12 protein-coding genes are annotated in these 12,143 nt (G+C 49.8%); 3 read left to right on the top strand and 9 right to left on the bottom strand.

Annotation, left to right across the window (positions count from 1 at the left end; translation table 11 throughout):
• The first annotated feature begins 89 nt into the window (after nucleotides 1-89).
• Together ACYVJM_RS00455 and ACYVJM_RS00450 are read left to right on the top strand one after the other, a co-directional pair.
• The gene (locus ACYVJM_RS00455) at nucleotides 90-1,082 is read left to right on the top strand and encodes a glycoside hydrolase family 43 protein (protein WP_461146237.1); all 993 of its coding nucleotides are present in this window, start codon (nucleotides 90-92) and stop codon (nucleotides 1,080-1,082) included.
• Nucleotides 1,083-1,178: 96 nt separating this feature from the next.
• Nucleotides 1,179-1,313 (top strand): 30S ribosomal protein THX, encoded by a 135-nt coding sequence (locus ACYVJM_RS00450; protein WP_461146236.1) that lies wholly within the window; start codon nucleotides 1,179-1,181, stop codon nucleotides 1,311-1,313.
• A gap of 62 nt (nucleotides 1,314-1,375) precedes the next feature.
• Here ACYVJM_RS00450 and ACYVJM_RS00445 read toward each other — a convergent pair whose 3' ends face one another.
• Nucleotides 1,376-4,009 carry a hypothetical protein gene (locus ACYVJM_RS00445; RefSeq protein ID WP_461146235.1) on the bottom strand — a complete coding sequence of 878 codons (2,634 nt, stop codon included), beginning with the start codon at nucleotides 4,007-4,009 and terminating at the stop codon, nucleotides 1,376-1,378.
• 160 nt (nucleotides 4,010-4,169) lie between these two features.
• On the opposite strand from ACYVJM_RS00445, the gene ACYVJM_RS00440 reads away from it, so the two are divergent.
• Nucleotides 4,170-4,454 carry a hypothetical protein gene (locus tag ACYVJM_RS00440; RefSeq protein ID WP_461146234.1) on the top strand — a complete coding sequence of 95 codons (285 nt, stop codon included), beginning with the start codon at nucleotides 4,170-4,172 and terminating at the stop codon, nucleotides 4,452-4,454.
• Nucleotides 4,455-4,585: 131 nt separating this feature from the next.
• Here ACYVJM_RS00440 and frr read toward each other — a convergent pair whose 3' ends face one another.
• The 8 genes from frr to ACYVJM_RS00400 all read right to left on the bottom strand — a co-directional run bounded on the left by frr (nucleotide 4,586) and on the right by ACYVJM_RS00400 (nucleotide 10,819).
• On the bottom strand, nucleotides 4,586-5,146 hold the full coding sequence (gene frr, locus ACYVJM_RS00435; RefSeq protein WP_461146233.1) for a ribosome recycling factor: 561 nt from the start codon (nucleotides 5,144-5,146) through the stop codon (nucleotides 4,586-4,588).
• A 93-nt stretch (nucleotides 5,147-5,239) separates the two neighbouring features.
• Nucleotides 5,240-5,974, bottom strand: a complete 735-nt coding sequence (gene pyrH / locus ACYVJM_RS00430) for a UMP kinase (RefSeq protein WP_461146232.1) — start codon at nucleotides 5,972-5,974, stop codon at nucleotides 5,240-5,242.
• Between the two features lie 62 nt (nucleotides 5,975-6,036).
• On the bottom strand, nucleotides 6,037-6,990 hold the full coding sequence (locus ACYVJM_RS00425) for a sugar phosphate isomerase/epimerase family protein (protein ID WP_461146231.1): 954 nt from the start codon (nucleotides 6,988-6,990) through the stop codon (nucleotides 6,037-6,039).
• 16 nt (nucleotides 6,991-7,006) lie between these two features.
• A complete protein-coding gene (locus tag ACYVJM_RS00420; RefSeq protein ID WP_461146230.1) occupies nucleotides 7,007-7,513 on the bottom strand; it encodes an acyl-CoA carboxylase biotin carboxyl carrier protein subunit in 507 nt (168 codons plus the stop codon).
• A gap of 80 nt (nucleotides 7,514-7,593) precedes the next feature.
• The gene (locus ACYVJM_RS00415; RefSeq protein WP_461146229.1) at nucleotides 7,594-8,502 is read right to left on the bottom strand and encodes a DMT family transporter; all 909 of its coding nucleotides are present in this window, start codon (nucleotides 8,500-8,502) and stop codon (nucleotides 7,594-7,596) included.
• Nucleotides 8,503-8,543: 41 nt separating this feature from the next.
• Entirely contained in the window at nucleotides 8,544-9,533 is a 990-nt protein-coding gene (gene dusB, locus ACYVJM_RS00410) for a tRNA dihydrouridine synthase DusB (protein WP_461146228.1), read from the bottom strand.
• Nucleotides 9,534-9,808: 275 nt separating this feature from the next.
• A complete protein-coding gene (locus ACYVJM_RS00405; RefSeq protein ID WP_461146227.1) occupies nucleotides 9,809-10,399 on the bottom strand; it encodes a hypothetical protein in 591 nt (196 codons plus the stop codon).
• Nucleotides 10,400-10,414: 15 nt separating this feature from the next.
• Nucleotides 10,415-10,819, bottom strand: a complete 405-nt coding sequence (locus tag ACYVJM_RS00400) for a hypothetical protein (RefSeq protein WP_461146226.1) — start codon at nucleotides 10,817-10,819, stop codon at nucleotides 10,415-10,417.
• Nucleotides 10,820-12,143: the final 1,324 nt, after the last annotated feature.

Genomic DNA, 12,143 nt, shown 5'->3' with positions numbered 1-12,143 from the left:
GGCTTTGGAGCCTGGTATTGACTGACTGATTACGTTATTCGATCATTCGGCTTTACTTTTACGGCATTCCTAACAAACGTATACGCAGTATGTTCCGCTTCAGTATCATTCTCCTTTTGTTTACCCAACTCTCAATTTGTTCATTCGCTCAGCGTCCGGCCTCGGCTGGTCGAAAAAGCGGCAATCCCATCTTCCCCGGCTGGTACGCCGACCCCGAAGGTGTCCTCTTCAACAAACAATACTGGGTGTATCCAACCTATTCGGCTCCCTACGAAAAACAGGTTTTTTTCGACGCCTTCTCGTCGCCCGATTTAGTGACCTGGACCAAACACCCCCGCATTCTGGACTCTACCGCCGTTAAATGGGCGAAGCGAGCCATGTGGGCACCTGCTATTGTTGAAAAAGATGGCCAATACTTTCTGTTCTTCGGTGCCAATGATATTCATGATGACAAAAAAGAAACCGGTGGCATTGGTGTGGCCGTAGCCAATAATCCGGCCGGTCCATTTCGTGACTACCTGGGCAAACCCCTCGTCGGGCAGATTCATAACGGCGCGCAACCCATCGACCAGTTTGCCTTTAAAGACAAAGACGGACAGTATTACCTGCTCTATGGCGGTTGGGGACACTGTAACATAGCCCGGCTGAAAAGCGATTTTACCGGTTTTCAGCCATTTGACGATGGCACTCTGTTTCGGGAAATTACGCCCAAAGGCTACGTCGAAGGCCCAACAATGTTTGTTCGGAACGGAAAGTACTATTTTATGTGGTCGGAAGGAGGCTGGACAGGTCCCGATTACTCCGTCGCTTATGCCGTAGCCGATTCACCCTTTGGTCCGTTTGAACGGGTAGGCAAGATTTTACAACAGGACCCCAAGGTAGCCACCGGAGCGGGCCACCATTCGGTTATCCAGGTTCCCGGCAAAGATGAGTGGTACATTGTCTATCACCGGCGGCCTTTAACCGAAACAGATGGCAACCACCGCGAAACCTGTATCGACAAAATGTACTTCGATGCCGATGGCAAAATTAAACCAGTAAAAATTACGGTTGAGGGGGTAGAAGCCCGGTTATTGAAGTAATGTTGCCTTATACAGCGGGTTGATTCACGGTGAAAATAAAACAATCGCAGCGGTTTCTGGTAGTGAACAGTATACTAAACGAAAACCGTTACGATTATGGGAAGAGGTGATAAAAAGTCAAAAAGAGGTAAGATTTCGAGGGGCTCGTACGGTAAAACTCGTCCCAGAAAGGCACAAAAAAACGTTCCTGTAGCTAAACAGCCAGAAACGGATTCAAGTAATTCATTGTAGTCTATCAAACACAAAGACGGGCCGTAATGGCCCGTCTTTGTGTTTGATAGACTTGCGTACACCTACCGGGACTTAGCTCCTTTTGGATTTACTCCTTTCGGTTTTGTTGATTCTGCGACAGGCGTCACCTCAACCGGGGTTACCGGAAGCACAGGTTCAGGCTCATTGACAGGTTGCGTACGGCGGCTTCTGCCTTCTGCAAAGATGACAAAACCGATAAGGCCAATCAGTAATACATTGCAAATCAGGTCGATTGTATCGCCGGTATGGGCAAGGGGCGGATCGAACCGAAACTCGATGGTGTGTTTCCCGGCTGGAATCCGCAAAGCCCTCAGCACATAGTTGGCCTGAAGATGGGGAACGGCTTTGCCATCAATAAACGCCTGCCAGTCTTCGTGTCCCCGGTAGTAAACTTCCGAAAAAACGGCCAGGCCATCGCGGGTAGCATTTGCCGTATACAGTAGCTTATCCGGGCGGTAGCTCGTCAACTGGATGGTGCTGCCCGTATGATCCATGGTGGCGGGCAAATTGCCCAACTCAGCCGCGAATCGCTTGTCAACAATGGCCGAATCCCGTGGATTGAGTGTTTTCATTGCCGCCAGTTCGTCGTCTGCATTGGCCACCTGCTGCACCGTACCCACAAACCAGGCCGCACCGAGTACGTCGGGGTTGGGGATCACCACAGGGCCCGATTGCTGTTGCGGATTGGCCGGATCGGCCTGCCCCGGCTGGATCACGTATTTTGCATTCAGCATGTTCAGTATGTGCAGCGTATTGTACTGAAAGGCATAATTGATTAGCTCATTATACCGTCGTAAACGTGTCGTATTATACCCACCAACAGATCGGTGGAAGTACGACGTCCGGTTCGATTCCATGAACGAACCTGTCTGATCGAACACGCGGTATCCCAGTGACTTATCCTGTAAGATCTGCTGATCGGCCGGTGTTGGCTCGAAGGGAACACTGGCAGCAGCTTTCGACACAAAATCGGCATTGTTCAGGAAACGCTTATCGACCGAGAACAGATCGAAAATAACAATCGCCAGCACGATGGGATAAAATAGCCCGGCTTTGAGCTTGTTCGTCAGGAACAACCACAGGGCTGTGGCTGTCAGCAGAATCAGGATAACCGACCGGAATGCATCGGCCCGCAACAGGCTCTGCCGGTCGCTGACAAGGGCGGACTGAAACTCGCGACCCGCTTCGCCGAAAATTCTGGCCAGCATATCAGCATCCCCCGGCGACTGGAAGCTAAAGAGGGCACCACCCAGCACCGCCAGAATAAGCGCCACGCCCGCCGTCAGGCCCAGGCTGATGAGCAGCGGTTGCCGAAGTTGGGCCAGGGTCATCTTCTGGTTAATGATCGTCTGTAGACCCAACACAGCGCCAGCCGCGAAGAACAGTTGGGCCAGGCAAAACGCCATCGTCATGGCCCGAAACTTATTGAGATACGGCAGGTAATCAAATAGGAATTCGTTAAAGAACAGCAGATTTTTACCCCAGGCCAGCATGATCATCAGCACCGCAGCACTCAGCAGCCACCACCGGATGGGTCCCCGGATGACGAACAGTCCCAGCACGAACAAAAATAACAGAGCCGCCCCGGCATAGGCCGGACCGCCTACTATGGGCTGATCGCCCCAATAGGTTGGCGCGCCAAGTTCGGCCATTTGCTTGGCTGCCGCTGGGTCAATTCCACGGCTGGCCATGGCTTTGTAGAACTCGGAATCTGTAGTCAAACCACCCCCAGCCGACGATCCGCCCGCAGCATTCGGGACAAGGAGCGTTAGTGTTTCTGCTTTGCCATAACTATACGTGAAGGCATAGTTTTTATCCAGCCCCCCTTTCGACTCGCTGGATGGTGCTTTTCCGTCGGGATTGGTCGTTTTAGCCGTCAACTCCGACTTGCCGCGAATGGTCTCTTTAGTGTACTGGTTCAGCACCAGCACCCGTTTGGCGAAGCTACCGGCCCCCAGCGCACCAGCAACGGCCAGTGTGGCCAGACCTAGCGCCAGTTGCCGTCCTTTTCCGGCGCGGATGAGCGCAACGCTTTCAAATAGCACATACAGACCCACTGTCATGAACAGATAATAGGTAATCTGAATGTGGTTGGCTCCAAACTCCATACAGGTAAAAAAGCCCATCAGCGCAGCCCCGGATAGGTATCGGCCCCGGAGCGTCAGAATCACCCCGGCCAGAACACCGGCTCCGTAGCCCAGTGCAAATAGTTTGGAGACGTGCCCGGCTTCGAGACTCACTATGCCGAATGTTCCGAACCCATAGGCAACGGCCCCGAGTACCGAGAGCCATGGATTACAGCCGAGTACAACCAACAACACATACATGCTGAGGAGTACCACAAAAATGACGTTGGCGGTGTTGGGCAGCGCTTCCACCACACCCATTACGGCTTTGTAAACCAGAATATAAGGGTAGCGATAATCGATCATGTAGGCGGGCATTCCGCTAAAGACGGCGTCAGTCCATTGTGGCTTCTCACCGGTCTCTTTGGCAATTTCGCGGATCTCACGGGCCGATGCTACGGATTCCTGCACATCGTGCATGGCTAGGGTTTTACCGGACATAACCGGCGAGAAATAAATAACGGCCAGCACAAAAAGCCCAAGCACGGCAATCAGGTGTGGGACCAGGCCGGTCCGCCGGTTCGGTTGTAAAAGGGTTGGTTGGTTCATAAAATCAACAGGTACGTAGCCCAAAGATACATGTTTGTACTAAAACGGATAACGTGCCGGGCTGATTGTTGAAACGGAGATTCTGGAGGGGATGGCAGTCAATCACTAAAAATCAAGCCTGATACGCAACCCTTTGACTCCACATTTCGTATAGGCTGACATGCGTTACATCGTTGTTTTTGCCAAACAGGAGATTAGCTATGCCGTTGCATTCGAAGACTCTTCCGATGCAATCGACTTTTTATTCTGGGGGTACGAAGAATACGAACTGCTTCCCTACGGCATTTTCGACATGCTCACGGGCGAGATCATTCCGTACCAACACCGGGGCGAACGCACAGCAGATGTAGAAGAGCCAGCCATCCGGCGAATCGCCCTGGATTATATAAAATCGGCAATGCGACAGACGGGTTCGGGGGAAATTAAAAAGAAGCTTAAACAATAGCTTTTAGCGATCTGAATGCCTTCGATCGTTCCTCAGCTACATACATGATAAACCGTTCGGAATGGGCTGGAAAACGAAAAGCCGCTTGTCTCGAAAGAAAGCGGCTTTTATACAGTGTCGATATCCCAGCATTACACCACCATGATATCTTTTTCCTTCGCCACAAACGTCTCGTCGATGCGGGCAATAAAGGCGTCGGTCAATTTCTGAACACGTTCCTCACCTACTTTAACGGCATCTTCCGAAACACCGTCTTTAGTTAATTTACGAATGTCGTCGTTGGTGTCTTTGCGGATGTTACGCACGTTGACTTTCGCCGTTTCAACTTCCTGTTTCACCTTTTTAACGAGGTCGCGCCGACGTTCTTCGGTGAGGGGGGGAATACTCAGGCGAATCTGCTCACCGTCGTTGTTTGGATTCAGGCCGAGGTTAGAGTTACGAATCGACTTTTCCACCTCGCTGATGAGCTTTTTCTCGAACGGCTTGATAACAATGGTTCGTGCATCGGGTGTGTTGATGGACGCAACCGTGTGGAGTGGAGAGAGCGTTCCGTAGTACTCTACCTGTATCCCGTCGAGCATACCCGCGTTAGCCTTTCCTGCGCGAATTTTTGTCAATTCAATGGCAAGGTGCTTGAGCGCCTTCTCCATTGTATCTTTTGCATCGTCGAGAAATAACTCGATTTCTTCCATTTTTCAATAATTGAATGGGTGAATGAGCGAATGAGTGAATGGTTACCTGGTCGATTCAATCACCATACTCATAAACAGATTAATTCAGACTCTTTATTCTGGTAATTTCATTGTAATGAGTGTACCCTGATCGCTATCGCCCTGCACCAGCTTAAGTAGGCTGCCTCTTGTGTTCATGTTGAACACGATGATGGGCAGGTTATTTTCCTGGCAAAGCGTAAAGGCCGTTAAGTCCATCACACTCAATTTCTTTTCGTAAACGTCTTCGAAGGTAATCGTCGTATACCGGGTAGCCGTTTTGTCTTTCATAGGATCGGCGGTGTACACACCATCGACTTTGGTACCTTTCAATACCACATCGGCCTCAACCTCAATAGCCCGCAGACTGGCGGTGGTATCGGTGGTGAAATAGGGACTGCCCGTACCAGCCGCAAAGATCACGACGCGTCCTTTTTCGAGGTGACGCACCGCCCGCCGACGTACGTAGGGTTCGCAGACCTGCTCCATTTTAATGGCCGACATCACCCGGGTGTACATGCCGTGCTTTTCGAAGGAACTCTGAAGTGCCATGGCATTGATGACCGTCGCCAGCATCCCCATGTAGTCACCCTGTACCCGGTCGATACCGGACCGCTCGCCGGAAACGCCCCGGAAGATGTTCCCCCCGCCAATAACAATGGCTACTTCGACACCTAAGTCAACGATTTGTTTGATTTCCTGACTGTATTGCTCCAGTATAGCCGGGTCGATATTGTATCCGTTGGGACCAGCCAGAGCCTCTCCGCTCAACTTGAGCAGGATGCGTTTATACGTTGTTTGCGATGTCATGAAGGGAAAATTTGCGGGCAAAGATAAGAAAAAGGCCGAACGTTCGGGCAGGAAAATTAATCTTAAGCCGATTTCCAGAGTTCACGGAGCCGGTTTAAATCTCGTTTCATAGCGTTAAACACCTCTTTTTGGGGGACAGTCAACTGAGTTGCCCCGTGTTCAGCCCCACCTACCGGATACTCAATGTGCAGAGAGACAGGCACCTGAATGCCATATTTTTTCAGTAGGGAAAAGTAGCGTTTATAATCGACGATCCCCTCGCCCAACGGTACGTCCTGCACGGTTGCCACCCCATTTTTTATCGACCATACAAAATCTTTTATGGCAATCGACTTAACCGAAGGCTGAAGCAGGCGCAGTCCATTGGGCCAGGATTGGCCACCCTCTACGGTGGCATGTCGAATGTCATATTGTACGCCCATGTGCGATGGGTCGGCGGTTTTCAGCATCTCCCAGATCTCCCAGACAGAAGCCCCGACCAGCAAACCTGCGTGGTTTTGGTAACAGCCCATCAAATCCAGCGATTTGTTTAGTTCTCCCAGCGCTCGCAGTTGCTGCTGATACCCCTCTATAGACATTGGGATGGATTTGCGGTCGTCGTACTGATACCACTTCATCCGGTACAGCTTGAAACCGGCTTTCGACGCTGCTCTGAGTAACCGAACATCAACGGCGTTCGTGGCATCGCCCACTGCTGTGGTCATGAGTTTGGGGGAGAGACCTGCTTTTTTAAGGGCTTCGACCGCTTTCGGCAAGTCGTCTTCAACCCGCTCCGGACGAACGTGCCCATCCGGCCGAACGGTTAAGTCAACACCGGCAAAGCCCATTTCGGCTGCGGCATTGGCCATATCGGCATAGTTCAGAAACTGCAAATGCTTCGAGAAAATATGCACGTCGGGCAGTGGTAGATCGACCTCTCCGGCTAGCGCCGGAATTGAAGTTGCTACCAGCGGAAGCGCACCGGCAGCCCAAGCCATTTGTCTCACAAAGCGTCGTCGGGTATAGGGGGTATCCATACCAGCAAAAGCCAGCTTACGCAAATTCTACCAGTACCTGTCCTTTTTCAACCCGGTCGCCCTTGTTGACCCGGATATTTTTAACGGTACCATCGCCGGGTGCTTTCAGGAGATTCTCCATTTTCATGGCCTCCAGAATGAGCAGGCTATCGCCTTTGTGAATCACATCGCCCGGCTGCACACTAATGCCAACGATCAGCCCCGGCATGGGCGCTTTCAATTCATTGACCTTGCTGCTGGCTACCGTACTCATACCCATTTTTTCGAGTAGCAGGTCGAACCGATCTTTGAGCTGAACAAGGTGAATATGCCCATTCAGCTTGATCATGACCGTTTTATCGACCGTATTGAACTCTACCAGCTCAGCCGTAAACGATTTATCCTCGTGCAGAATATGAAACGTCCGGTCATTGAGTTTAACGAAATCCCAGTCAAAGGGCTCGCCGTTAACGACCGGCTGTCCATTCAGGAAATCAATGTTAACGGGTGGAGTATCTGTATTGGTCAGGGTTGCCGTGTACATAGTCGAATACTTGTTGTGTCGTGTCGAAGTTTAGGTTGTCGTGTTCGTCCATCGAAGCGGTACATCCCTAAAACCGCAACCTACGATTTATTTACTAACCAGATACCGATCAGGCAAACGCCCATCCCGGCAAACTGTACCAGATAAATTGTTTCGCCATCCAGCACCCCCCACATGAGTGCCACAATAGGGATGAGATATGTGACGGAGGCCGCAAACAAGGGAGAAGCCAGTTGCATGACCCGATTAAAGAAAATGGACATCAGGCCCGAGCCAAATATGCCCAGTGTAACCAGCGCCCACAACGACCAGTTGCTGTGTGCATCGACCACCCGACTAAAAAAATTGGTAGGGACCAGCGTAAGCAGGGCGATGGGACCGGCAAAGGCAAACAGCCAGGCCGTTGATACCAATGCTGGTAAGTGACTCAGATAACGGCCAATCAGGTTGGTGTTCAACCCGTAACATATGGTTGCCAGGACAATCAGGAGGGCGTACCCGTTGATCTGAAAGGAACCGGTGGCGCTGAAAAACACGAGTAACAGTGATCCTGCCAGCCCAAGTAAAATTCCGGCAACCTGCTTCAGCCTGAGGGCCTGACCGAAGAATACGGCGCCCAGAATGAGCGTAAATAGAGGACTTAGGGAGTTGAGTGCACCGGACAGCGAACTGTTGAGGTGGGCACCCGCTTCGGCAAAGAGAAAAGCCGGAATGACAAACCCGATAATGGCCGATGCCAGCAACGCCACCCATCGATGCCGGACCATCGCCCGAATATCTGTCTGCTGACTTTGCCGGGCCAGAAAAGGGCTGAAGAACAATAGAGCAAACACCAGTCGACCGGCGGCTACCTGCTCTGGTGGAAAAGCACCTAGACTTCGTTTGATGAGAATGAATGAACTGCCCCATACCAGCGCCAGGGCACATAACAATACCCACGCCAGCAAGGGCCGGTTTTGGGGAATAACAACGGGTTCTTCAGTAGTCATCAGCCATAAAAATAGGGTCGCGGGTGTGTCCCGCGACCCTGTCAAACAAGTTCTATGATATAATTTTCCCGGATTTCGTCGAGAATGTCACTCACGCCACTGTACGAATCGGTGGTGACCAGACGCATCCGGTAAGGTTTGAAATCGGGTAACCCTTTGAAATAATTGGCGTAATGGCGTCGCATTTCGAACAGACCCAAAATTTCACCTTTCCAGCGGATCGAGAAATCAAGGTGCTGCCGACAAACGGCCACCCGGTCGCCCACAGTCGGAGGAGCCAAGTGCTCACCCGTCTGCACAAAATGTTTGATCTCATTGAAAACCCAGGGATGCCCAATACTGGCCCGGCCTATCATCACACCATCTACGCCAAACCGGTTTTTGTATTCCACTGCTTTCTCTGGCGAGTCGATATCACCGTTTCCGAAGATCGGAATCTGGATGCGTGGATTGTCTTTAATGCGGCCGATGAGGGTCCAGTCGGCTTCTCCCTTGTACATCTGCACTCGCGTACGGCCGTGAACGGTGAGCGCTTTGATACCAATATCCTGCAGACGTTCGGCCACTTCGCCCACGTTTTTGGTAGACTCATCCCAGCCAAGCCGGGTTTTAACCGTTACGGGCAGGTGTGTCGCCTTCACAACAGCATCGGTCATGCGCACCATCTTGGGAATATCCTGCAGCAAAGCCGCTCCGGCGCCCCGGCAGGCTACATTCTTCACCGGGCATCCGTAGTTAATATCGATCAAATCCGGGTTAGCGCGAGAGGCAATCCGGGCGCATTCGCCCATCGTTTCCACATCGGAACCAAAAAGCTGAATGCCAATCGGCCGTTCGTACTCGAATATATCCAGCTTTTGAACGCTCTTGGCAGCATCCCGAATGAGACCTTCCGAGGAGATAAATTCGGTATACATTAAATCGGCACCGTTTGCTTTACAAACCGCCCGAAACGGCGGGTCGCTCACATCCTCCATGGGAGCCAGTAACAGCGGAAAATCCGGTAGTTGTATATCACCAATGTTGACCATTGTCTGCTTATGTATTTATCTAGCCGTTAAAAGGGGTACAAATTTCCTGTTAATCCATTCGAATTTAGGAAGCCGCCCCCGACATAATCTATTGATTTAGCACAATCCATGACGCAAATTGGTTCCCTAAATGTCATCGGCGGACCGGCCTGTAAAGTTACGGAACGTCCTGAGCATCCAATAGACCCATGTACCAAGCCGTATAAACTAAGGGGAGTTCATTCGAAAAGGTGGCACGGCTGAGGCAAGCGTCTGGCTGACACTAACGAACCCCGCTAAAACCGGTGACTAATGCCCGTGCCGAGCATGAAGCTCATGCCGGTATCATTTAAATTAGCTAATCGCAGTCGAACGTCGGCACTCCAGCGTGGATCAAAAAGCCACTCGTATTCGGTAGCTACGTGCGCTCCGGTGTTCAACGTTTGGCTGGTCTGTCGATTGATTGCGACAGCCTGTAAGCCGTTTGGCGAGAACAGAGCCGCCCCACCCCTGTAGATGTCATCACGCCGGTACCAGGCAGAAAACCCCACACCCAAACGCAGAGCATGCCGCGGGTGCCGCATCAGGTCTGCAAGCAAAGTAACATCGGCAGTGAAGCGTTCTCTGCGGTTAGGCTCCGGAACAACATCATTGAATGGCTGATTGATTGACGTAATTCGCATGTAACCCAGTTCGGCCGATACCAGAACACGGTCATTACGAAAATGATGGGCCAACCGGCCTACGTAACGCGGCCCCAGATCGTCGGGCCCATCGAGTTTGGTCAGATCAACGCCCAAACGGACAGAATTACGCCCAATAAGTGCCTGGGCATTTAGTTGAGCCGACGCCAACAAGCCAATGAACAGAATAAGGTAGTGTTTCATAACGTTCAGGGAAGTTTACTGGCAGAACCATTCGATGGTTAGAGAGCCGGTGGTGCCCGGTGCTCCCGTTACGACCAGTTCTGTTTGGCTCGTTGAATAGAAGTCGCTCCGAAAGGATTTATCCGTATAGGTACCGGCAGCCAGCGTATCCCGCCGAATAGGATAAGAACCCTGACCGGACGCGAGTGGATCGACATGCATCGCAACCGGCTGACTAATGGTACCACTAACCCGAATCGTCATGGAGTTTGGATAGGCTTTGGGGGGCGGAAGCACCGTACGAACCGGTATCGAAAAATCGGTGATACGAATGCGTTGGTATGTCCGATTGAGGACTATAACCTCCTTACAACCAACTACTGCGAAGAGGAACAGCAATAGGGTTGCCCTGTTGACGCGCTGCCGGAAAACTGGTTTCATTTGTTGAGTAAAGAAAACGAATAATAAACACAGCTGCCCATCCTACGACTCTTAGCCGTGTACTGCCAGATCGAAAGACGAATCTGTTGAGGCCTAAAGAGGGGCTCTTGAAAAGTAAATTTAGTCTATTGGCCGACATCTTTTCTAACTTTTAACGAATAGATCAATCAGCCTACGCCAGCAGGTTTTCCAGTCACCTAGTAGAATTTAGTTCTATGTTATGAGCGCACAAGAAAATGTAACTGATTAGGGTAATAATTTTTTAAGCTGCCCAAGTGGAACTGTTCCATTTAGATTACGTCATGCTCAATTAAAGTATATCCTTGATTTACTCGAAACTCAACTGATTTATAAGCAATAGCCCGCTGTATTTCAAAATGTTCGGCGATCTGTTTGTAAAATAGAGATTCTTTATCCTGTAGGCTTTATCGATCAACAATTGCAGATTACTTGATGACATTGTATTGTGAAAATAAAAGCCATATAAGAAATAATTTTTAAAGTCTACAATAGAGCCGGCAATGAAATCATTTTGAACCCTAAACTCTATTTTCTGATTAAATTCTGTATTATTTTTTGCGTCATATTTTTTTAACTCTCGCCACTTATTTTACAAGAAAAACAAGGTATTTCTTATATCATTCATGTACTCCTCCAGGCTTACACCAACCGTTCTCACTCGTTTCTTAGGTACTTCGTCATTAGTTGAATCATAAATAACTACTCTGTACGTGCATTTATTTTCAACAATCGATTTGACGATATCTTTTATTTTAATGTAATGATTAATATTTGAAATACCCAGCACACCTAATTAATGGCTATTTCACCCAGTGGCAAATGAAGTTCGTTTGGCACCTCTGACACATAAAGTAAAACAAGACCGAACATAAATATCAGAAGTAGGGCTGCCCTAAGATCCGTGTTCAGCTTAATAAAGTCTAAGAATCGCTCTCAAAAGCCAATTTCTTTAGTTTCCTGACTCTTCGCTAAAGTGTATCCGTTATGGATGGATTGCTGATCAATGTTGGGCTGTAACATATTGATGGAAGTCAACAGGATGGCAGAGAGGTAACGACTAAAGAAATAACCTTAAATATATTATTTTAAATATATAAGTACTTATAAGTATTATATAAGTTATTAACAATATACTGAATGCGTAAGCATATATAGTGGCAGCAACATGGACTGCTTCGGTAGCAGCAGCAATAAAACTGAGCTGTAGTGTTCAGTAGCTAGTTTTTTTAAGCCAGCTCGCATCCCCAAGCTCACGAAAAGCCATGGTTTACCCTTTTCTGGTTAAATTGCGCAAATTACCCGA

The sequence above is a fragment of the Spirosoma pulveris genome (assembly GCF_054781875.1).
This window is presented reverse-complemented; position numbering and strand designations above follow the sequence as displayed.